This window comes from Nonomuraea jabiensis (genome assembly GCF_014204795.1).
In the GTDB taxonomy this organism is placed as follows: domain Bacteria; phylum Actinomycetota; class Actinomycetes; order Streptosporangiales; family Streptosporangiaceae; genus Nonomuraea; species Nonomuraea jabiensis.
Genome location: NZ_JACHMB010000001.1, coordinates 6,992,451 through 7,014,384 on the forward strand (window position 1 = coordinate 6,992,451; position 21,934 = coordinate 7,014,384).

At 72.8% G+C, this 21,934-nt stretch carries 21 protein-coding genes and 1 riboswitch; all 21 genes read left to right on the forward strand.

Annotated elements, in window-relative coordinates; translation table 11 throughout:
* Window positions 1-41 precede the first annotated feature (41 nt).
* The 21 genes from pyrF to HD596_RS32110 all read left to right on the forward strand — a co-directional run bounded on the left by pyrF (window position 42) and on the right by HD596_RS32110 (window position 21,861).
* Window positions 42-737 (forward strand): orotidine-5'-phosphate decarboxylase, encoded by a 696-nt coding sequence (gene pyrF / locus HD596_RS32005; RefSeq protein WP_185078836.1) that lies wholly within the window; start codon window positions 42-44, stop codon window positions 735-737.
* A gap of 976 nt (window positions 738-1,713) precedes the next feature.
* Complete coding sequence (gene mihF / locus HD596_RS32010; RefSeq protein ID WP_020541698.1) at window positions 1,714-2,037, forward strand: integration host factor, actinobacterial type; 324 nt, start codon at window positions 1,714-1,716, stop codon at window positions 2,035-2,037.
* Between the two features lie 116 nt (window positions 2,038-2,153).
* Window positions 2,154-2,747 carry a guanylate kinase gene (gene gmk, locus HD596_RS32015; RefSeq protein WP_185072975.1) on the forward strand — a complete coding sequence of 198 codons (594 nt, stop codon included), beginning with the start codon at window positions 2,154-2,156 and terminating at the stop codon, window positions 2,745-2,747.
* A gap of 5 nt (window positions 2,748-2,752) precedes the next feature.
* Window positions 2,753-3,022 carry a DNA-directed RNA polymerase subunit omega gene (gene rpoZ / locus HD596_RS32020; protein ID WP_043638590.1) on the forward strand — a complete coding sequence of 90 codons (270 nt, stop codon included), beginning with the start codon at window positions 2,753-2,755 and terminating at the stop codon, window positions 3,020-3,022.
* A gap of 8 nt (window positions 3,023-3,030) precedes the next feature.
* Window positions 3,031-4,455 carry a bifunctional phosphopantothenoylcysteine decarboxylase/phosphopantothenate--cysteine ligase CoaBC gene (gene coaBC, locus HD596_RS32025; protein ID WP_246555002.1) on the forward strand — a complete coding sequence of 475 codons (1,425 nt, stop codon included), beginning with the start codon at window positions 3,031-3,033 and terminating at the stop codon, window positions 4,453-4,455.
* 179 nt (window positions 4,456-4,634) lie between these two features.
* Window positions 4,635-4,958 carry a hypothetical protein gene (locus HD596_RS32035; RefSeq protein WP_246555004.1) on the forward strand — a complete coding sequence of 108 codons (324 nt, stop codon included), beginning with the start codon at window positions 4,635-4,637 and terminating at the stop codon, window positions 4,956-4,958.
* Window positions 4,959-5,086: 128 nt separating this feature from the next.
* A complete protein-coding gene (gene metK, locus HD596_RS32040) occupies window positions 5,087-6,277 on the forward strand; it encodes a methionine adenosyltransferase (protein WP_185072977.1) in 1,191 nt (396 codons plus the stop codon).
* 730 nt (window positions 6,278-7,007) lie between these two features.
* Window positions 7,008-9,119, forward strand: a complete 2,112-nt coding sequence (locus tag HD596_RS32045; RefSeq protein ID WP_185072978.1) for a primosomal protein N' — start codon at window positions 7,008-7,010, stop codon at window positions 9,117-9,119.
* Window positions 9,120-9,168: 49 nt separating this feature from the next.
* The gene (locus HD596_RS32050) at window positions 9,169-10,602 is read left to right on the forward strand and encodes a hypothetical protein (RefSeq protein ID WP_185072979.1); all 1,434 of its coding nucleotides are present in this window, start codon (window positions 9,169-9,171) and stop codon (window positions 10,600-10,602) included.
* Between the two features lie 37 nt (window positions 10,603-10,639).
* Window positions 10,640-11,974, forward strand: coding sequence for a hypothetical protein (locus tag HD596_RS32055; protein ID WP_185072980.1), 1,335 nt, complete (start codon window positions 10,640-10,642; stop codon window positions 11,972-11,974).
* 28 nt (window positions 11,975-12,002) lie between these two features.
* The gene (gene def / locus HD596_RS32060; protein WP_185072981.1) at window positions 12,003-12,551 is read left to right on the forward strand and encodes a peptide deformylase; all 549 of its coding nucleotides are present in this window, start codon (window positions 12,003-12,005) and stop codon (window positions 12,549-12,551) included.
* Window positions 12,552-12,555: 4 nt separating this feature from the next.
* Window positions 12,556-13,482, forward strand: coding sequence for a methionyl-tRNA formyltransferase (fmt, locus tag HD596_RS32065; protein WP_185072982.1), 927 nt, complete (start codon window positions 12,556-12,558; stop codon window positions 13,480-13,482).
* A 41-nt stretch (window positions 13,483-13,523) separates the two neighbouring features.
* Entirely contained in the window at window positions 13,524-14,990 is a 1,467-nt protein-coding gene (locus HD596_RS32070; protein WP_185072983.1) for an RsmB/NOP family class I SAM-dependent RNA methyltransferase, read from the forward strand.
* Between the two features lie 63 nt (window positions 14,991-15,053).
* Window positions 15,054-15,716, forward strand: a complete 663-nt coding sequence (gene rpe / locus HD596_RS32075; protein ID WP_185072984.1) for a ribulose-phosphate 3-epimerase — start codon at window positions 15,054-15,056, stop codon at window positions 15,714-15,716.
* A gap of 30 nt (window positions 15,717-15,746) precedes the next feature.
* Window positions 15,747-16,556 carry an oxygenase MpaB family protein gene (locus HD596_RS32080; protein WP_185072985.1) on the forward strand — a complete coding sequence of 270 codons (810 nt, stop codon included), beginning with the start codon at window positions 15,747-15,749 and terminating at the stop codon, window positions 16,554-16,556.
* A gap of 75 nt (window positions 16,557-16,631) precedes the next feature.
* A riboswitch (FMN riboswitch) is annotated at window positions 16,632-16,762 on the forward strand.
* A 111-nt stretch (window positions 16,763-16,873) separates the two neighbouring features.
* The gene (ribD, locus tag HD596_RS65010; protein ID WP_313045300.1) at window positions 16,874-18,394 is read left to right on the forward strand and encodes a bifunctional diaminohydroxyphosphoribosylaminopyrimidine deaminase/5-amino-6-(5-phosphoribosylamino)uracil reductase RibD; all 1,521 of its coding nucleotides are present in this window, start codon (window positions 16,874-16,876) and stop codon (window positions 18,392-18,394) included.
* Window positions 18,394-18,984 carry a riboflavin synthase gene (locus HD596_RS32090; RefSeq protein WP_185072986.1) on the forward strand — a complete coding sequence of 197 codons (591 nt, stop codon included), beginning with the start codon at window positions 18,394-18,396 and terminating at the stop codon, window positions 18,982-18,984. The genes ribD and HD596_RS32090 overlap by 1 nt, the downstream gene beginning before the upstream one ends.
* Entirely contained in the window at window positions 18,981-19,640 is a 660-nt protein-coding gene (locus HD596_RS32095) for a nicotinamide mononucleotide transporter family protein (protein WP_185072987.1), read from the forward strand. The genes HD596_RS32090 and HD596_RS32095 overlap by 4 nt, the downstream gene beginning before the upstream one ends.
* Window positions 19,637-20,854, forward strand: coding sequence for a bifunctional 3,4-dihydroxy-2-butanone-4-phosphate synthase/GTP cyclohydrolase II (locus HD596_RS32100; protein WP_185072988.1), 1,218 nt, complete (start codon window positions 19,637-19,639; stop codon window positions 20,852-20,854). The genes HD596_RS32095 and HD596_RS32100 overlap by 4 nt, the downstream gene beginning before the upstream one ends.
* A 67-nt stretch (window positions 20,855-20,921) precedes the next feature.
* Window positions 20,922-21,389, forward strand: a complete 468-nt coding sequence (gene ribH / locus HD596_RS32105; protein WP_185072989.1) for a 6,7-dimethyl-8-ribityllumazine synthase — start codon at window positions 20,922-20,924, stop codon at window positions 21,387-21,389.
* 19 nt (window positions 21,390-21,408) lie between these two features.
* A complete protein-coding gene (locus tag HD596_RS32110; protein ID WP_313045302.1) occupies window positions 21,409-21,861 on the forward strand; it encodes a PH domain-containing protein in 453 nt (150 codons plus the stop codon).
* Window positions 21,862-21,934: the final 73 nt, after the last annotated feature.

Genomic DNA, 21,934 nt, shown 5'->3' on the forward strand with positions numbered 1-21,934 from the left:
CGCCGTACCGAGGAGAGTTCGTCTTGACTCCCGCCCCGCTCCTGACCCCCGCGCCCATCGCCGTCGCCCTGGACGCCCCGGACCTGGAGACCGCCGCCCGGTGGGCGGCCCTGGTGACGCCGCACGTCAGCACGGTCAAGGTGGGTCTGGAGCTCTACCTCCGCTACGGCCCCGACGTGATCGCCTCGGTGCGCGGGGCCAGCGGCGTGCAGGTGTTCCTCGACCTCAAGCTCCACGACATCCCCAACACCGTCGCCGGCGCCTCCCGCGCCGTCTCCCGGCTGCGCCCAGCCATCCTCACCGTGCACGCCGCCGGAGGCCCCGCCATGATCCGCGCCGCCGTGGAGGCCGCGGACCCGCAGACCGAGATCGCCGCGGTGACGATCCTGACCTCGCTGTCGGAGGCCGACCTGGCGCGCATCGGGCTCGAGGGGCCCGCCGACGACGCCGTGCGCCGCCTGGCCGCCCTGTCGGTGGAGTCGGGCGCAAAGGGGCTGGTGTGCTCGCCCAACGAGGTGTCCGCGGTGCGGGCGGAGGTGGGGGAGGGGATCACGCTCATCACGCCGGGGGTGCGGCCCACGGGGGTCGACGCGCAGGACCAGGCGCGGGTCGCCACGCCCGAACGGGCCCTCGCCGACGGCGCCGACCTCCTCGTCATCGGCCGCCCCATCACCGCCTCCCCCGACCCGGGCGCAGCCGCCGCCGCCATCGCATCGTCCCTCCGGCGCGCGTCTTAACCCTTCTCTAGCCCGCTGCTCAGGGCGTCCTTTTCAGCTGCGCGCGGCGGGCGGCGTCGCTCAAACCCGTGATCCTTCACGGCCACGCACGGTGGGCGGCGCCGCTCAAGCCCGTGATCCTTCAGGGCCGCGCACGCTGGGTCGGGCCGCTCAAGCCCGTGATCCTTCAGGGCCGCGCACGCTGGGTCGCGCCGCTCAAGCCCGTGATCCTTCAGGGCCGCGCACGCTGGGTCGGGCCGCTCAAGCCGATCCTTTACGGCTGCGCACGGTGGGCCGCACGCGCCGACGTGCGTTGCCGTCTGTCATGGCCGGTCGTGAAGGCTCACGGGCCGGTCGCCGTGACGACGCGCACTCTTGACCGGCTCCGTGATGAGTCGTCGGCCCATCGCGCACGGCCCCTCAGCGCGCGCCGGAGCCTCCTGTTCCGCCCATCCGAGCGGCCCGCCCGAACGGGCGCCCGGCTCCTCAGCGCGGGCCGGCGCCTCCTGCTCCACCCACCCGAGCGATCGCCCCAACCGTGTGGGCGTCCGGCCCCTCGGTCCGGCCGGTAGTCGATCTCCCCACAGCCTCACCGTCGCGGCGGTCAACGCAGCGCGGCCGAGTCCGTGACGCGGGGGTGCCGTCCGGGGGTTGTGGATCATGTTGTGGCGGGTGCCTTGCAAGATCGTAATGCATCCGCGGGGGGCTGCGCACGCGATCTTCGGAATGGGTTTCGGCCCTGGTCTGGGCGGGGTTTCGGACATTGGTGGGTGGCTGGAATGCGATCATCGTTGCGTTTCGCGACACCGTCGCGGGCCGACGCGCGAACCGGGAAGTGAGGGCGATTTGATCAGCACAATGTGATTTTACGATCACGCAGAGTGATGAAGTGGATTTTGTGAGCAGAGAAACGGCGCTTGACGTTGCTTAGGGGGCGATGACCAGCTAGTTTCCCTTCCCGTCCGAGTACATCGACAGAAATTCGAGGTGACCCGGCGTGGCTCTTCCTCCACTGACCCCCGAGCAGCGCGCCGCAGCCCTGGAGAAGGCTGCCAAGGCCCGTAAAGAGCGTGCCGAGGTCAAGAACCGGCTCAAGCATGGCGCGGTTTCTCTGGCTGAGGTGCTCAAGGATGGGCAGACCGACGACGTCATCGGCAAGATGAAGGTGTCGGCTCTGTTGGAATCGCTCCCCGGCGTCGGCAAGGTCCGCGCCAAGCAGCTCATGGAGCGGCTTGCCATCGCCGAGTCCCGCCGCGTGCGGGGTCTCGGCGCGAACCAGAGGGCCTCCCTCGAGCGCGAGTTCGGTGGCAACGAGAGCTAATCTCTGTTCCACAAGAAAGCGCAGGTTCAACGGGGGGTAGGAAAGTGACCGACAGGTCCTGGTCCGGCGAAGTCAGTGCCTACGAGGCATTCGGGCCCGGCGCGGAGGTCGGATTCTTGCCCTTGAGCGAACGGCGGCTGACGGTCCTTTCAGGGCCGTCGGGCGTCGGCAAGTCCACGGTCGTCGCCGAGCTCCGGCGGGCACACCCCGCGGTGTGGCTGTCGGTCTCGGTGACAACCAGGAGGCCCCGTCCCGGTGAGGTGAACGGGGTCCACTACTACTTCGTCGACGGCGAGGAGTTCGACCGGCTCGTGACGGCCGGGGAACTGCTCGAGTGGGCGGAGTTCGCGGGAAACCGCTACGGCACGCCGCGCGAGCCGGTGCTGAAGAAGCTCGCCGACGGGGTCCCCACCCTGCTCGAGATCGACCTCGAAGGCGCCAGGCAGGTGCGCAGGAGCATGCCCGAGGCCCTGCTGGTGTTCCTGGCCCCGCCCACCTGGGAGGAGCTGGAGAAGCGGCTGCGTGGCCGCGGCACCGAGCCCGAGGACGTCATCGCGCGCCGCCTGGAGGCGGGGCGGGTCGAGATGGCCGCGGAGCAGGAGTTCGACTTGACACTCGTGAACACAAGCGTCCAAGACGTGTGCCGCCGGCTGATAGCCTTGATGACTGACCCTCAGGGGGTCACGACAACCACCAACCGAGAGGTCTGACAATCGTGGCAGGCACCACCCCGGCCGCGGAGGGCATCACCAACCCGCCGATCGACGCGCTGCTCGACATCGTCGACAGCAAATACTCCCTGGTGATCATGGGTGCCAAGCGCGCCCGCCAGATCAACGCTTACTACTCCCAGCTCGGCGAGGGCCTGCTGGAGTACGTCGGCCCGCTGGTCGAGACGCACGCGCAGGAGAAGCCGCTGTCCATCGCGCTGCGCGAGGTCTCCGAGGGCCTGCTCAACGCCGAGCCCATCGAAGGCGCGGTCTGACGCCTTCGATGAAGGTCGTCCTGGGCGTCAGCGGCGGCATCGCCGCGTACAAGGCTTGCGAGCTGCTGCGCCTGTTCACCGAGTCCGGACACGAGGTGCGGGTCGTGCCGACCCGCGAGGCGCTGAAGTTCGTGGGCGCGCCCACCTGGGCCGCCCTGTCCGGCAACCCCGTGTCCGCCGAGGTCTGGGACGACGTTCACGAGGTGCCCCACGTGCGGATCGGCAAGCAGGCCGATCTCGTCGTGGTGGCGCCCACGACCGCTGACGTGCTCGCCAGGGCGGCCCACGGGCTGGCCGGCGACCTGCTCACCAACACGCTGCTGACGGCCACCTGCCCGGTCGTGTTCGCGCCCGCGATGCACACCGAGATGTGGCAGCACCCCGCCACCCGCGCCAACGTCGCGACGCTGCGCGAGCGGGGCGCCGTCGTGATCGACCCCGCCGTCGGGCGCCTCACCGGCGCCGACACCGGCCCTGGGCGCCTGCCCGACCCCGCGGAGATCTTCGAGGTCTGCCTGCGGGTGCTGCGCGGCCGGCCCCGCGACCTGGCCGGGCGCAAGGTCGTCGTCTCCGCGGGAGGCACGCGGGAGGCGATCGACCCGGTCCGCTACCTCGGCAACCGCTCCTCGGGGCGGCAGGGCTACGCGCTGGCGCGCACGGCTGTCGCCCGGGGCGCCGAGGTGACGCTGGTGGCGGCCAACGTCACGCTGCCCGACCCCGCCGGGGCCAAGGTGGTGCGCGTGGAGTCGGCGTCCGAGCTGCGCGATGCGGTGCTCGCCGCCGCGGCCGACGCCGACGTGGTGGTCATGGCCGCCGCGGTGGCCGACTTCCGGCCCGCCACGCGGCACGAGGCGAAGATCAAGAAGACGGACGGCGAGCCGGAGCCGATCTTCCTGGCCAAGAATCCCGACATCCTCGCCGAACTCGGCACCATCCGCCGCGAGGCCCGCGCCGCACGGACGCGTGCCGGAGGCACGAAGCCGCCCCTCCCGGCCGCCACGGTCCCGGATCCCGCCGCTGCCGGGCCGGACCTTGCTGGTGCCGCCACCGGGCCGGAACCCGCCGCTGTCGGGCCGGAGCCTGCCGGTGCCACCACTGGGCCGGAGTCTGCCGCTGCTGCGCCGGAGCTTGCCGTCGCCGGGCCCGAGTCGGGTGATTTCGTGGCGCGCCCAGAGCGTGGGGCGTACCCCGAGGTGATCGTCGGGTTCGCGGCCGAGACGCACGACGTGCTCGCCAACGGCCAGGCCAAGCTTGCCCGCAAGGGGTGCGACCTGCTGGTCGTCAACCAGGTGGGGGAGGGGCTGGCGTTCGGCACGACCGACAACGCGGCCACCGTGCTGGTGGCGGGCGGGGATCCGGTGGAGGTGCCGTTCGGGCCCAAGGAGGCCCTCGCGGACGTCGTGTGGGACCTCGTGGCGGCCCGCCTCCCCTAGCGTGGCCCTGGCCTTCCGGGACGTACGTATCCGGTGCTCATACCCGGCGTTGGACCGTTCGAATCGTGCAAGAGCGATTACCTGATCACCTATTGCCCACCCCTGTACGCCTGCGGATACTTGGGGCGAAGGGGGACGGAATGCCGGTGGGTTCTGCTGTCAGAGACCGTTGTAGAACATTGCTCGGCGACCAGGGAGAGATCCGCTACGTCTTTCCGGCGGTGTCGGCGGGACCGGGCGGGACGGGGAATTTCCTGGTCGTGGTCACCGCTTCCGCCATCTCGGTGCTGGCCACCAGGACGCTCAGGAGCGATCGGCCGGTCGCGGTGTTCGCGGAGTTCCCGCGACACACCAGGCTCGGCCCCATCCTTCCTGGACCGATCATCGAGCTGGACTCCATGATGTTCGAGTTCGATGAGGAGTACGCCGCGGTGGTGGCGGCCGCCGACGCGGAGGTCTTCGCGCCGGAGACCCTGCCGCCCGACCCCTTGCCCGAGCTGTGACGGAAACCGGATCGCGAGCGGTTTCGCGCCCTGGCGCCGGGTGGGGCTAGACTTCGGCGAGGCCCAGGCATGCCCATGCGTCCCGGGCCTTAAATCCGTCAGCAGCCGCTGCATGAGGAGCCACTGAGTTGTCACGTCGCCTGTTCACCTCCGAGTCGGTCACCGAGGGCCACCCGGACAAGATCGCTGACCAGATCAGTGACGCGATTCTCGACGCCATGCTCAAGGACGACCCCAAGAGCCGGGTCGCGGTCGAGACGCTGATCACTACCGGCCAGGTCCATGTCGCAGGCGAGGTCACCACCGAGACCTACGTCGACATCCCGGCCCTCATCCGGGAGAAGATCCTCGAGATCGGCTACGACGCCTCTCACAAGGGCTTCGACGGCGCTTCGTGTGGCGTGTCGGTGTCCATCGGCGCCCAGTCCCCCGACATCGCCCAGGGCGTCAACGACGCCTACGAGAGCCGGGTCGACCAGGCCGAGGACGAGCTGGACCGCCAGGGCGCGGGCGACCAGGGCCTCATGTTCGGCTTCGCCTGCCGCGAGACCCCCGAGCTCATGCCGCTGCCGATCACCCTGGCCCACCGGCTGGCTCAGCGGTTGTCGGAGGTGCGCAAGAGCGGCACGGTGCCCTACCTCCGTCCCGACGGCAAGACGCAGGTGACGATCGAGTACGACGGCGACACGCCCGTCCGCCTCGACACCGTGGTGGTCTCCACGCAGCACGCGGCGGAGATCGACCTGCAGGAGATGCTGACGCCGGACATCAAGGAGCACGTGGTCGACCCCGTGCTGGCCACCCTCGACGACCTCGACACCGAGGGCTACCGCCTGCTGGTCAACCCGACCGGCCGCTTCGAGATCGGCGGCCCCATGGGCGACGCCGGCCTGACCGGCCGCAAGATCATCATCGACACCTACGGCGGCATGGCCCGCCACGGTGGCGGGGCCTTCTCCGGCAAGGACCCGTCCAAGGTCGACCGCTCGGCGGCCTACGCCATGCGCTGGGTGGCCAAGAACGTCGTCGCCGCCGGCCTGGCCGACCGGTGCGAGGTCCAGGTCGCGTACGCGATCGGCAAGGCGCAGCCGGTGGGTCTGTTCGTGGAGTGCTTCGGCACCGAGAAGCTGCCGGTCGAGAAGATCCAGGAGGCCGTCCTCCAGGTCTTCGACCTGCGTCCGGCCGCCATCATCCGCGACCTCGACCTGCTGCGCCCGATCTACTCGGAGACCGCCGCCTACGGCCACTTCGGCCGTGAGGGCTTCTCCTGGGAGTCCACGGACCGCGCCGAGGCCCTGCGCACCGCCGCCGGCCTCTGACCCACGCCGTCCGACCTCAACAGGCGCCGCCTTGCTGTGCGGCGCCTCTGGGCGTGTCTGGCGCGCCCCGGAGTCGGCGCTGCTCCGGGAGACGGCCCTCGCGGCCTTGAGGCCCGGGGGCGTGCTCGCCGCTGCCGCTCGGCCATCGGACCGCCCAGACGCGAGGCACCGCCCAGACCCAAGGCGGCGGATCACCGGGCGCGGGCGGGGTGTCCCGGGGTGGGGCATCCAGGCGTCCCGGGCCCGGCCCACCGGGCTCGACCACGCGGGCGTTCGCTGGGCTTGACCACGCGGGCATTCGCCGGAGGCTTGAACGCGCGGGCCTTCGCCGGGGGCTCCGCTACGCGGGTGCTCGCTGGGCTTGACTGCGCGGGCATTCGCTGGCGGCTTGACTGCGCTCACCGGAGGCTCGACTGCGCAGGCGCTCATCGGGCTTGACCGTGCGCGCAGTCCCGGGGGCTCCACCACGCGGCCGCTCGCCGGGGGCTCGACTGCGCGGGCGCTCATCGGGCTTGACGGTGCGCGCGTTCGCCGGGGGCTTGGCCGCGCGGGCGCTTGCCGGGTCGCCGAGGTGGCGCTGGAGGTGCTCGTCGGGCGCATCGCCGCCGGGCAAGGTCGAGGAACTGGGCGAACGCGGTCTGCCGGCGTGCCCGGAACCGCTTGGCGCGGGTGGCCTCCGCAACGGTCCGCTCTCGCTCGGTCACGGCGGACGGTCTGGTAGACGTTAGGCGTGACCGAACCCGACGACGCCCTTCTGCCGCTCGACGCCGTGCGGCCCCCAGCGTCGTCGAAGGACACCAAAGGGGCCCCCGCGCCCGCCCCCGAGCGCCCCGTGGCGAGGGTCGTGGTGGACAGCCCGCTGCCGCACCTCGACCGCCCCTTCGACTACCTGGTGCCCGACTCCATGCACGAGACGGCCGAGCCGGGCGTGCGGGTGCGGGTGCGGTTCGCGGGCAAGCTGATCGACGGGTTCCTGCTGGAACGGGCCGACGAGAGCGATCACGACGGCAGGCTCATGCCGCTCGAACGCGTGGTGTCCCCCGAGCGCGTGCTCACCCCCGAGATCGCCGGGCTGGCCAGGGCGGTCGCCGACCGGTACGCGGGCACCCTGACCGACGTGCTCCGCCTGGCCGTCCCGCCCCGCCACGCCAAGGCCGAGGCGGAGGAGCCGGCCAAGCAGGACCTGCCGCCCACGGAGCCGTCCCGGACCGCAAGCGCATGGGACGCGTACCCGACCGGCCCGTCCTTCCTCGGTGCGCTGCGCGACGGGCGCGCGCCCCGGGCCGTGTGGTCCGCCCTGCCGGGCGCCAGGGGATGGGCGGGGGCGACGGCCGAGGCCGTCCGGGCGACGCTGGACGGTGGCAGGGGAGCGGTCGTCGTGGTGCCCGACGGAAAGGACGTGGCGCTGGCCGACGGCGAGTTCGCCCGGGTGCTGGGGCCGGACAGGCACGTCGCGCTCACCGCCGACCTCGGCCCGGCCGAGCGCTACCGACGGTGGCTGAAGGTGCTGAGAGGCCAGGTACGGGCCGTCGTCGGCACCCGGGCCGCCATGTTCGCCCCCGTCGCCGATCTCGGCCTGGTGGCCATCTGGGACGACGGTGACGACCTCCACGCCGAGCGCCTGGCGCCGTATCCGCACGCCCGCGAGGTGCTCGGCCTGCGCGCCCACAGGACCGGCGCCGCGATGCTCATCGGCGGATACGCGCGCACCGCCGAGGCGACCCAGCTCGTCGCCTCCGGCTGGGCCAGGCCGATCGTGGCCGCCCGCACGATGATCAGGGGTCTGGCCCCCCGGGTGCGCCCCGCGGGGGAGGACGCCGAGCTGGCCAAGGACCAGGCGGCCCGCCAGGCCAGGCTGCCCAGCCTCGCCTGGCGGGTACTGCGCCACGGCCTGGAGAGCGGGCCCGTGCTGGTGCAGGTGCCCAGACGCGGCTACCTGCCCGCCCTGGCCTGCCGGCACTGCCGTACTCCCGCCCGTTGCTCCCTGCCCCCCACGCGGAGGGCGGCGCTGCCGCCCGACGCGGACGGCGGCACGGCCTTCCAGATGCCGGAGGCGCCGGCGGAGGCCGGTCACCTGTGCCACGGGCCGCTCGCCCTGCGGGGCGGCCACGCGGCCCCCTACTGCCGCTGGTGCGGCCGGGTGGACGCCGACTGGCGCTGCGCGTCCTGCGGCAGCCCCAGGCTGCGCGCCGTGGTCACCGGCGCCAGGCGCACCGCGGAGGAGCTCGGCAGGGCCTTCCCCTCCGTGCAGGTGCGCACCTCGGGCCGCGACGGCGTCCTGGCCACCGTCCCCGCCGCCCGCGCGCTGGTCGTCGCCACCCCGGGCGCCGAGCCCGTGGCGGAGGGCGGCTACGCGGCGGCCGTGCTGCTCGACGGCTGGGCGCTCCTGGGCAGGGCCGACCTGAGGGCGGGCGAGGAGGCGGTGCGCAGGTGGATGAACGCCGCCGCCCTGCTCCGCCCCGGCGCCGAGCTGGTGGTGCTCGCCGACGCCGCGCTGCCCGCCGTCCAGGCCCTGCTGAGGTGGGACCCCGTCACCCACGCCGAGCGCGAGCTGGGCGACCGCGCCGAGCTGGGCTTCCCGCCTGCGGTGCGGATGGCCACGCTCACCGGCGTGGCGAGCGCGGTCAGGCAGATGCTCGACGAGGTACGCCTGCCGCCCGACGCCGAGGTGCTCGGCCCCGTACCCGTGGACGAGGCCGGCCAGGAACGCGCCATGATCCGGGTACGGAGGTCCGGCGGGGCCGCCCTGGCGGCCGCGCTCAAAGGGGCCAGTGGGGTGCGTGCGGCGCGTAAGACGCCCGATGTCGTGAAGGTGAGTGTCGACCCGCTCGACCTGATTTAGACCATTTCCCCGATTCGCTCATCTGGAGGCCAGCCGTTAGCGTGCCCATGTGTCGATCGAATGGGTGAACCAGGCCATCGACGACCTGCGCGCTTGGGGGCGCGCGCGGGAAGTCGAGGTGGACGCGGACGAGGTCCGCCTGCTCTGCGACTACGCCAGCGACTACCTCAACGTCAACGAACTGGGCGACTTCAGCCCGGAGACCTTCGACGAGCTGCTGCTGTCCATCTACCCGCGCAAGGTCATCGCCCCGCCGGAGAGCGCTCCGGAGACCGTCGCCGCCGCCCGCACCCTCGTCGACTACCTCAGCGACGCGGGCGCGGTGCCGGAGCCGACGGCGGTGCTCATGCGCGGCAGGCTCGACGACATCGCGCCGCGTCTGGCCGAGGCCCTCGCCGACCCGGCGAACTTCGGCATGGCCAAGAGCCTGTTCAGCTCCATCGGCCCCGAGTCGCTGGAGCAGGCGATCGCCATCCCCTCCGGCGAGGTGCCCGACCTGGGCGAGGCGCCCTGCGACTGCCCCGGGTGCACGCCGCTGCCCGCCGTCCGGCTGGCTGCCCGGGAGGACCTCCTCGCGGCGCTGGAGAGCGTGCCCATGCTGGCCGAGGACCCGCTGCCCGACACCGGCGACCCGCTGGAGGGCTGGGCGGCGCGGGTCGCCGACCTGGTCGAGCGGGACGAGGGACACTACGACCTGTTCGACATGCTCTACCGGCTCCAGGTGCGGGTGCCCCTCACCGTGATCGGCGACTACCTCGACGAGATCGCCGAGGACGGCGAGGCCGACCTGGCCGGCACGCTCGACCGGCTGTCGTGGTGCGGCATGATCCAGGTCACGGACGACAGCGCGGAGCTCACCCCGCTGGCCGTCTGGGGGCTGCGCGAGCACTACCTGTCGCTCGGCCTCGACGCGCCCGAGGCCCCCGACCTGGCCGAGGCCGACGCGCTCGGGCTCATCGAAGGGCTGCTCGAAGGCGTGCCCGCCGAGCTCGCCGAGCAGGACATCAGCCGCTGGCTGAGCGGCCGGGCCCCCGGCGAGGCCGCCGCCGAGCTGCTGGCCGCCGCCTCCGGCGCGCCCGCCGTGGCCCGCGGCATCGCGATCACCATCGTCGACCGGCTGGGCGCCGAGGCCGAGCCCCACGTCCGCGACTTCCTCGACGACCAGGAGCTGCGCCCGCACGTCATCCACTGGCTGGCCGCCAGAAGGCTGCCCGCGCCGCAGCTCACCCAGGAGGAGCTGCTCTGGGTCAGCGTCGACATGCTGGCACTCGCGATGCCCGCGGCCGAGGAGGATCCCGAGATCTTCGCCGAGAACATGGCGGCCTCGGGCCCGCCCGCCCATATGATCGAGGAGATGTGGCGGGTCGACCACCCCGACGTCGTGGATGTCCTGGAGCTGCTGGGACGCTCCATCCCCGACGGCACGGTCGCGAAGGCGGCACGCAAGGCGGCCTTCAAAGCCCGGTCCCGCGCCATCCGTTGAGTACGCCCATGTGACTCCTGTGCAGTAAGTTTCGTGGGTGGCAAACAACGTCTTCGACCTCGCCGAGCTGCGCAAGCTGATCGATGAGCAGGCCGCCGTGCCCCCACGGCCTCCTGAGGAGACTCCCGTGGAGCACGAAGCGCTGACGTTCCCGCCGGTCCTGCTCGCGCCCGAGGCCGAGCTGGCCGCGGCGGTGCCCGGGGTGCCGCTCGTCGCCGACGCCATCAGGCTCACCACGTGGACGGGCACCCGCCAGGTCACCCCGGCGGGGCACCTGAGCGAGGCGGACGCCGAGGCCGCGGCCCGGGAGCTCGGCCTGTCCGCCGCCCGGCTGCGCCTGGTCTGGATCGTCGCCGTCAACACCGGGCTGCTGCAGATCCTCGGCGGCCGCGCCGCGCGGGGGCCGCTGTCGATGCAGCTCACGGTGGAGGCCACGCTGGAGTTCTGGGACGGCGTGGTCATGGACGTGCTCGACCGCGCCGACGAGGGCCTGACGGGCTCCGCCGTGGTCGACGGCCACCTGGCCGAGATGCTCGCCACGATCTACTCCGTGCGCTCCGGCGTCGCGACCGCCAACCTCGCCAGGGGCATCCTCCAGTCCCACGAGGTCGCCTGCGCGCCCGGCGCGGCCGAGATGCGCCGGCTGGCCGCCGCGCTGCCCGCGGAGCTGCTGGAGGCGCTGTCGCTGCTGACGTACTGCGGGCTCGTCGAGCAGACCGCGGCCGGGCGCACCGCGCTCACCCCGCTCGGCGTCTGGGCCATCCGCCGCGACCTGCTGCGCGAGGGCCACGACGCGCCGACGACGGCCGAGGTCGAGGTGTTCGCCGACCTGTCGGCGGCCGAGCTGGTGGCGGCGCTGGTCAAGGGTTCGGCCACGCAGAGCGCCGTCGCCGGGTGGCTGGAGCGCCGCGATCCGGAGTCCGCGGCCCGCGACCTGATCGAGATCGCCGCGTCCGGTACGGCGGGGCAGCGCGGCGCGGTCGGCGCCATCCTCGAGGAGCTGGGCCCGGAGGCCGAGGGGCCCGTCAGGGAGGCGCTCGGCCATCCGCTGATGCGCCGCTACGCCGCCTCCTGGCTGCACATCCGTGACCTCGAGGCGCCCACGCTCAGCCCCGAGGACCACACCTGGATCGCGGTCGACTCCCTGGCGGCCCTCATGCACCTGTCGGGTCCGGCCGCGGGCCGGCTCGACACGCCCGAGCCGGGCGAGGACCTGATCAAGCTGGTCGGCGAGATGACCGCGGTGGACCACCCCGACACGATCGCCGTGCTCGACATGCTCGCCTCCGCCCACGACGACCAGGCCGTGGTCAAGGCGGCGCGCAAGGCGGCGATGAAGGCGCGCTCCCTGGAGAGCACTAAACTGGGCTGATCCACAGACGAGAAACGGAGTGACCCCCTTGGCGATCCAGTCGATCCGGCTGTTCGGAGACCCGGTGCTGCGCACCCCGGCGGCCCCGGTCGTCGACTTCGACAAGGAGCTCCGCAAGCTGGTCAAAGACCTCACCGACACGATGATGGACGCGCCGGGCGCCGGCCTGGCGGCCCCGCAGATCGGGGTCGGGCTGCGGGTGTTCACCTACTACGTGGACGAGCAGCTCGGCCACCTGATCAACCCCGACCTCGACCTGTCCGCCGAGCTGGACGAGGAGGGCGAGGAGGGCTGCCTGTCCTTCCCCGGCCTGTCCTACCCGACGCCGCGCGCCATCCGCGCCGTCGCCAAGGGCTTCAACATGCACGGCGAGCCGGTCACGCTGGAGGGCACCGACCTGATGGCCCGCTGCTTCCAGCACGAGACCGACCACCTCGACGGCATCCTGTTCATCGACCGCATGGACCCCAAGCAGCGCAAGCTGGCCATGAAGGCCGTGCGCGAGGCCGAGTGGAGCGGCCTGTCCGCCCCTGTGATCAAGGTCTCGCCGCACGCCACCGGCGGAAGGGCGCTCTGAGAGCATGCGTCTGGTCTTCGCGGGCACGCCGGAGACGGCGCTGCCGTCGCTGCGCACCCTGATCGACTCGCCGCGCCACGAGGTCGTCGCGGTCGTCACCCGCCCCGACGCCCAGTCCGGGCGCGGGCGCAAGGTCCACCCCTCGCCGGTGGCCGAGCTCGCGGAGGAGGCGGGCATCGAGGTGCTCCGCCCGGCCAAGGCCGGCGACCCGGAGTTCCTCGACCGGCTGCGCGCGCTGGAGCCCGACTGCTGCCCGGTGGTCGCGTACGGGGCCCTGCTGCCGCAGTCGGCGCTGGACATCCCCCGGCACGGGTGGATCAACCTGCACTTCTCGATCCTGCCCGCCTGGCGCGGGGCCGCTCCCGTGCAGCACTCGATCCTGCACGGCGACGAGATCGGCGGGGCCACGACGTTCCAGATCGTCAAGGAGCTGGACGCCGGCCCCGTCTACGGCGTGGTGACCGAGGCGATCCGCACCGACGACACGAGCGGATCGCTGCTGGAGCGGCTGTCGGTGTCGGGGGCGGAGCTGCTGGCCGCCACCCTCGACGGCGTCGAGGACGGCACCCTGGAGGCCCGGCCGCAGCCCGCCGACGGCGTGACCATCGCTCCCAAGATCACTGTGGTCGACGCCCGGATCGACTGGACCAAGCCCGCCATGCACGTCGACCGCCGGATCCGGGCCTGCACCCCGGCTCCCGGGGCGTGGAGCGAGTTCCGGGGGCAGCGGGTGAAGGTGGGGCCCGTGCGGATCGTGCCCGGCGAGCGGCTGCCCGCGGGCGAGATCGCCGTCTCCAAGGCCAGGGTGCTGGTCGGGACGGCCACCGACGCGGTGGAGCTGGGTGAGGTGCAGCCGCAGGGCAAGCGGGTCATGGGGGCCGTGGAGTGGGCCCGCGGGGTTCGCCCAGAGGGCAAAGAGATCTTCAAGTGACCCGGGGGGCCGGCGCGCGGCGTGAGGGAAAGTCTGAGGGGATGAGGACGAGGGGGGACCAGGGCGGCGGGGGCGGCGGGAGCCGTACGCGCAGGCCGCCGAGGCCGACGCGCGACCACGCCCGCAACGCGGCCTTCGACGTCGTGCGCGCGGTAGACGAGCGCGACGCGTACGCCAACCTGCTGCTGCCACGGCTCCTGCGCGATCGCGGGATCAAGGGGCGCGACGCCGCGCTGGCGACCGAGCTCGCCTACGGGACGCTGCGCGGGCTCGGCACCTACGACGCCGTCATCGAGATGTGCAGCGACCGCGTGCCCGACCCGGACGTGCGCGACGCGCTGCGGCTGGGCGCGCACCAGCTGCTGCGCATGCGCGTCCCGCCGCACGCGGCCGTCGGCACCACCGTCGATCTCGTACGCCTGCGCATCGGCGCGGGAGCGGCCAAGTTCGTCAACGCGGTGCTCCGCAAGATCGGCTCCAGGACGCTCGAGGAGTGGGTGCCCATCATCGCGCCCGACCCGGCCGACGACCCGGTCGGCCATCTGGCGATCGCCTACGGCCACCCCCGCTGGATCGTCTCCGCCTTCCGCGACGCGCTCGGCGGGCCCGACGAGATGCCCGACCTGCTCGACGCCGACAACGCCCGCCCCCTGGTGACGCTGGTGGCGCGGCCGGGGCGCAGCTCGGTGGAGGAGCTCGAGGCCGTGGGCGCCCTCCCCGCCCGTTATTCGCCGTACGCGGCCTATCTGCGCGAGGGCGATCCCGGCCAGATCGAGGCGGTGGCCGAGACCCGCGCCGCCGTCCAGGACGAGGCCAGCCAGCTGGTGGCGCTCGCGCTGACCCGCGTTCCCCTGGAGGGGGACGGGGACGAGCTGTGGCTCGACATGTGCGCGGGCCCCGGCGGCAAGGCGGGCCTGCTCGACGCCATCGCCACCCACGGCGACCTCGCGGGGCTGAGCGAGGAGGCCGGCGAACGCGCCCCGGCCCCCGGCCCGGTGGCCTTCCCCGGGGGCGCGCGGCTGGTGGCGGCCGACGTGCAGCAGCATCGGGCGCGGCTGGTCTGGCAGACGACCAGGGACGCGGCCGTGCTCACGGCGGACGGCCTCGAGCCCGCGTGGCGGCCCGGGGTGTTCGACCGGGTGATGCTCGACGCCCCCTGCACCGGTCTGGGGGCGCTGCGGCGGCGGCCCGAGGCGCGCTGGCGGCGGGATCCGCACGGGATCGCCGAGCTGGGCAAGCTGCAGCGGCGGCTGCTCGGCACCGCGCTGGACGCCGTACGTCCCGGCGGCGTCGTCGCGTACGTCACGTGCTCCCCGCACCTGGCCGAGACCCGGGTCGTGGTCGGGGACGTGGTGGCGCGCCGGAGCGACGTCGAGCAGCTCGACGCCCGCGCCTACCTGCCCGAGGCCGACGGCCTGGGCGACGGCCCGCACGCCCAGTTCTGGCCGCACCGGCACGGCACCGACGCCATGTTCCTGGCCCTGCTCCGCAAGCGTCCCCAGGCGTGATCCGATCGGCCCGCCGGACTGGTGGGAGCCGGGCGCGGGCCGTTCACTAGACTTGGCGCCATCATGGCCGTACAGATCTCGCCCAGCATCCTCGCCGCCGACTTCGCCCGGCTCGCCGACGAGGCCGCCGCCGTGCCCAATGCCGACTGGCTGCACGTCGACGTCATGGACTACCACTTCGTGCCCAACCTCACCATCGGGTTGCCCGTGGTCGAGGCGTTGCGCAAGGCGACCTCGACGCCGCTCGACTGCCACCTCATGATCGACGACCCCGACCGCTGGGCGCCGCAGTACGCGGAGGCGGGGGCGGGCAGCGTGACCATCCACGCCGAGGCGGCCAAAGGCCCGATCAGGACGCTGCGCGAGATCCGCTCGCTCGGCGCCAGGGCCGGTCTCGCGCTCAACCCGGCCACGCCCGTCGAGCCGTACGAAGACCTGCTGACCGAGGTCGACATGCTGCTGCTGATGACCGTGGAGCCGGGCTTCGGCGGGCAGAAGTTCCTCGACGGGGTGCTGCCCAAGGTCCGGCGGGCGCGGCAGCTGATCGAGCGGCACGGCGGGCGGGTCTGGCTGCAGGTCGACGGGGGAGTCGACGCGGGCACGATCGAGCGGTGCGCGGAGGCGGGCGCCGACGTGTTCGTGGCGGGCAGCGCCGTCTACGGCGCCTCCGACCCGGGTGCCGCCGTTGACGCGCTCCGGGCCGCCGCCAGCCTCAAAAGCGCATGAATCACCCATCGCCTGGGTAACCATTCACTTATGGGCGACCATGGGATCTTCGGGCCCCGCTCGGTGACGTGGCGGGTGATGGGCGAGCCGATCCTGCTGGTGGGCGGCATCCGGGCGCTGCTGATGCAGGGCCTGCATCCTCGCGCGATGCGCGGCGTGCTGCAGAACTCCTCGCTCATGGATCCCCATGAGGCCTGGTCGCGGTTCGTGCGGACCACCGAGTTCGTACGCGTGCGCACGTACGGGACCGACGCCGAGGTCGAACGGGCAGGACGGCGCGTGCGCAAGATCCACGCCAGCCTGACCGCCTACGACCCCGACACCGGCACCACCTTCCACCTGGACGAGCCGGACGCCCTGCGCTGGGTCCACGTCGGCGAGGTCGACTCCTACCTGTCGGTCGCCCGGCGGGCCGGGGTGCGGCTGACGGACGCCGAGGCCGACGCGTTCGTCGCGGAGTGGCGGCGGGCGGCCGAGGTGGTGGGGCTGAAGGCGGAGGAGGTTCCGGGGTCGGTGGCCGAGCTGCGCGACTACATCGACGCCGCGCGGCCGGGGCTGCGGTTCGTCCCCGAGGCGGCCCACCCGCTGCGCCTGTCGCTGAACGCCCCGCTCCCGCGCAGGCTGACCCCCCTCAGGCCCGCGCTGCCCGCGCTGACGCTGCTGTCGTTCGCGACGCTGCCGCGCTGGGCCAGACGGCTGTACGGGCTGCCCGCCACGCCGGTCGGCGACCTGTGGGCCACGGCGACGCTGCGCACCCTGCAGACCGGGATCGGGCTGGTCCCGGGGGACGTCCTGTACAGCCCCGCCGCCCGGCGGGCGCGCCGGCTCATGGCCGCTTGACCTAGCGCTTGGTCAAATTCGCGGGGGCGGTCGCGTACGGCATTTCGGGCATGGCACACTGGTAGCCAAGAGAGCTAGCGTGCTCCGGGGTCGGTGTAATTCCGAACCGGCGGTAAAAGTCCGCGACCCGGCCGATGCCATCGGCCGGTTGACCCGGTGAAATTCCGGGACCGACGGTTAAAGTCCGGATGGGAGGAAGCGCGCGAGGTGTCCGGTGTCCCAGCCGGGCGCCTGCCCTGATGCACACCAGGATCAGGGCCGAAATCCCCCGGGGCCCGCCGTGGCTTGGAGCTACTGGCGAGTAGGAGTACCCCGGGGTGGAGATTCCCGCGCAGGACGCCGCGCACATGGCGCGCGCCGTCGAACTGGCCGGGCACGGACACGGCACCACCAGCCCCAACCCCGTCGTGGGCTGCGTCGTGCTCGACGCCGAGGGCCGGGTGGCGGGCGAGGGCTTCCACGCGTACGCGGGCGGGCCGCACGCCGAGGTCGTGGCGCTGGCGCAGGCGGGGGAGCGGGCGCGGGGCGGGACCGCGTACGTGACCCTTGAGCCCTGCGACCACACCGGCCGGACGGGGCCGTGCAGCCTGGCGCTGCTGGCGGCGGGGGTCGCGCGGGTGGTGATCGCGGTGCCGGACCCCAACCCCAAGGCGGCCGGCGGCGCGGCGCGGCTGCGGGCGCACGGGATCTCGGTGACGTCCGGGGTGCTGGGCGCCGAGGCGGAGCGGGTCAACGAGGAGTGGCTGACGTACGCGCGGCTCGGGCGTTCGCACGTGACCTGGAAGTTCGCGGCCACGCTCGACGGGCGGTCGGCGGCCGAGGACGGGACCAGCCAGTGGATCACCTCTGCGGCGGCCAGGGCGGACGTGCATCGGCTGCGGGCCGCCGCGGACGCGATCGTCGCCGGCATCGGCACGGTCCTCGCCGACAACCCCCACCTCACGGCCCGCCCCGGCCCCACAAGCGACATCGCCTCGGCGGGTCCCGCGTCGGTCGGTCCTGCGTCGGCGGGTCCTGCGTCGGCCGGTCCCGCTTTGGCGGGGCCTGCGTCGTCGCCGCCCGTTACCGGTGCCGAGCCCGTCGGCGCGGCCTCGTCCGCTGTGGTGGCGCGTCCCGCTGGGGGTGCCGCCGGTGGTGCGGAGGGGCGTCAGGGCGCCGGCACGGAGCGGAGAGCGGGAGGCGATGCGGGCCCTGGCGACGGTGCGACCGCTCCCGGCGATGGTGGCCAGGGCGGCGAGGTGGCGGGCGCGGGTGTCCGCCGCGGCTCGGAGGCGCGCGTCGGCTGGGTGACCCCCGCACCGGCGGCGCGGCCCGGCGAAGGGGTGGGCGACAGGAGCGCGGACGGCAGTGGCGTGGGTCGGTCGGGTGTGGGTGATGGGCGGGGAGTGGGTGGGTGGCGGCCGTTGCGGGTCGTGGTTGACACGCGGGGCAGGACGCCGCAGGACGCCCGGGTGCTCGACGACAGCGCCCCCACGCTCGTCGCCATAGCCGAGGACACCGGCACCGGGCTCAAGGCCGACCTCCTCCGCCTCCCCCGCCACGGCCGCGGCCTCGATCTCGAAGCCCTCCTCAGAGAGCTGGCCGCCCGCGAGGTGGTCAGCGTGTTCCTGGAGGGCGGTCCCACGCTGGCCGGGGAGTTCCTCCGGCGGGGCCTGGTGGACCGCGTGGTCGCGTACCTGGCCCCCGCGTTGCTCGGCTCCGGGCGGGCCGCGCTCGGCGCGGCCGGGGTGGGGACGATCGGCGAGATGCATCGCCTGACTTTTGACGAAATTTCCCCCATAGGGCCGGATGTGCGGTTGATCGCCCGGCCCGCCACTCAACCAGGCAGGGAGCAGTGATGTTCACCGGAATCATTGAGGAAAAGGGCGAAGTGGTGGCCATCGACCAGGCGGGCGGCGGGGCCGTGCTGTCGGTGCGCGGCCCGGTCGTCACCTCCGACGCCAAGCACGGCGACTCGATCGCGGTCAACGGCGTGTGCCTCACCGTCGTCGAGGTCGAGGACGACGTGTTCACCGTGGACGTGATGAGGGAGTCGCTCGACCGCAGCTCCCTCGGCGGGCTCGCGCAGGGCTCCCCCGTGAACCTGGAGCGCGCCGTACGCGCCGATCAGCGCCTCGGCGGCCACATCGTGCAGGGCCACGTGGACGGCACCGCCGTGCTGCTGTCCAGGGAACCCGGCGAGAGCTGGGACGACGTGCGGTTCTCGCTCCCCGGGGCACTGAGCCCGTACGTGGCGGAGAAGGGCTCGATCGCGATCGACGGAATCAGCCTGACGGTGACCACGGTTGACGACGACAGCTTCGGTGTGAGCCTCATCCCCACCACGCTCAAGCTCACGACCATGGGCGAGCGCCAGGTGGGCGACATCGTGAACATCGAGGTCGACGTGATCGCGAAGTATGTGGAAAGGCTGGTGGTCAGGCAGTGAACTGGGCCGACGCCGGATTCGATGTATTCGGCACTCATGTGCTCTGGACGGACCTGATCGGCAACATCGCCGCCCTGTCGACGGTCCTGCTCGCCATGCGCAAGTCGATGTGGACCTGGCCGGTGCAGTTCGCCGGTTCGGTGCTGCTGTTCGTCGCCTCGATCAACGCGCACATCACCGGGAACGCGCTCAAGCAGGCCCTGTTCGCGGGCCTGGCGGTCTACGGCTGGTGGGCGTGGCGGCGCGGCACGCAGGACGGCAGGCAGCTGCGCGTCCGCCCCGCCGCGTGGTGGGAGCGGTCGCTGCTGATCGGCGTGATGCTGCTGGGCACGGCCCTGGTAGGCGTGCTGTTCTTCGTCACCGGCCTGTCGTGGGGCGCGCACGTGCCGCTGCCGAAGGGCGCCTTCCTGGTGGCCGCCGACGCCTACATCTTCGTCGGCAGCGCGATGGCCACCTGGGCGCAGGGCAGGGCGCTGGTGGACTTCTGGATCGTGTGGGTGGCCGTCGACCTGGTGGGCGTGCCGCTGGCGTTCAGCTCGGGGCTGGTGGTCTCCGGGTGGGTGTACGGGATCTTCTTCGTGCTGGTGGTGATCGGGTTCGTGAAGTGGCTGCGTGAATACCGGGCGGCCGAGGTCGACGTGGCGGTGGCGCGATGAGCGACATCAAGCTGGACCCCATCGAGCGGGCCATCGACGACATCCGCAACGGCCGGCCCGTCGTCGTGGTCGACGACGAGAGCAGGGAGAACGAGGGCGACCTCATCTTCGCCGCGGCCAAGGCCACGGCCGACCTGTGCACGTTCACGATCAGGCACACCAGCGGGATGATCTGCGTGGCCATGGAGGGCAAGGAGCTCGACCGGCTCGGGCTGCCCCTCATGGTGGTGCACAACAAGGAGCGCATGCGCACGGCGTACACGATCACCGTGGACGCCCGCGACGGCGTCACCACGGGCATCTCCGCGGCCGACCGGGCCCGGACCATCCGCACGCTCGCCGACTCCGCCACCGAGCCCAACGAGCTGGTGCGCCCCGGGCACATCTTCCCGCTGCGCTACCGCGAGGGCGGCGTGCTGGCCAGGCGCGGCCACACCGAGGCGGCGGTGGACCTGGCCCGGCTCGCCGGGCTGTCGGCCGCGGGCGCGCTGGCCGAGGTGGTCAACGACGACGGCACCATGGCCAGGCTGCCCGAGCTGCGCCGCTTCGCCGACGAGTACGACCTGGCGCTGGTCTCCATCGAGCAGCTCGTCGACTACCGCCGCCGGGCGGAGAGCATGGTCACGCGGGTGGCCGAGACGCGGCTGCCGAACGCGTACGGGATGTGGCGGGTCTACGGCTACGCCAGCGCGCTCGACGGCGGCGAGCACGTCGCGCTCGTCTTCGGTGACCTGTCCGACGGCGAGAACATCCTGGTCCGGGCCCACTCCGAGTGCCTGACCGGCGACGTGTTCGGCTCGCTGCGCTGTGACTGCGGGGTGCAGCTCGCCAACGCCATGTCGGCCATCGCCCAGGAGGGCCGCGGCGTGATCGTCTACCTGCGTGGCCACGAGGGCCGGGGCATCGGCCTGCTGGCCAAGCTCAAGGCGTACAACCTGCAGGACAACGGCAGCGACACCGTCGACGCCAACGTGGAGCTGGGGCTGCCGGTGGACGCGCGGGAGTTCTCCAACGCGGGGCAGATCCTGGCCGACCTCGGCGTCAGGTCGGTGCGGCTGCTCACCAACAACCCGGCCAAGCTCAAGGGCATGGACGGGTACGGCATCAAGGTCCTCGGCCGCGAGTCCCTGCCCGTGGCCATGAACCCGCACAACGAGCGTTACCTCACGGCCAAGCGCGACCGCCTCGGCCATCACATCTCGGAGGCATCGTGAGCGAGCGTAGCGAGCGACCAATCAGACACAGCTGGGTGCCGCTCATGCGGCCGACGGAGGAGGCCGCATGAGCGGGGAAGGCAGGCCGGGTGTCGCGGCGCCCGACGCCTCGGGGCTGAGCGTGGGGGTGGTGGCGGCCAGCTGGCACGCCAAGATCACCGATCAGCTGGTGGCGCGGGCCCTGCAGGCCTGCGACGACAGCGGCGCCACGGCGACCGTGGTGCGGGTGCCGGGCTCGCTGGAGATCCCGGTGGTCGCCCAGGCGCTGGCCCGCCGCTGCGACGCGGTGGTGGCGCTGGGCGCGGTCATCAAGGGCGAGACCGCCCATTTCGACTACGTCTGCGACTCGGTGACCACGGGCCTGACCCGGATCTCGCTGGACGAGGAGACGCCCGTCGGCAACGGCGTCCTCACCTGCGAGACCCTGGACCAGGCCCTCGACCGGTCGGGCCTGCCGGGCAGCAAGGAGGACAAGGGATACGAGTCGGCCATCGCCGCGCTCGAGACCGCCCTCCTCCTGCGGGACCTCCACTAGCCTGCGGTAGGTTTCCTTCGTGCCCGAGCCGATCACTCCACCGCCCCTGCCCGTCACCTGGCGTCCCCGCAAACCGCGGATCGTCGCCTACAGCTCCGCCGCCGTGATCGTGCTCGGGTCGGTGATCATGGCTGTCTTCATCGCCGAGCCGTTCAAGCTGCCCGACCGGCTGGCGATCGTGGCGTTCGGGTGCGCGGTGGCGTTCGTGCTGCACCTGCTGGGGCGGGTGCGGGTGGAGGCGGACGACGAGGGGGTCACCATCGTCAACGCCGCCCGCACCCATCGCTACTCGTGGCCGGAGATCCTGGAGGTCACGCTGCTGGTGGGCGACCCGTGGCCGAAGATCGACACCTCCGACGGGCACACCATCGGGGCCATGGGCATCCAGGGCTCGGAGAAGGCCCGCGCCGCCCGGGCCACCGCCGAGCTGGAGGCCCTGGTCCGGGAGCGTGGCGAGGCCCGCGAGAAGTAGCCGCCGGCGAGTGAATGTCGCCGGACCGGGTGTCGACGTAGCCTGAAGGAGTGCTGCGGCGGACAATCAGGGC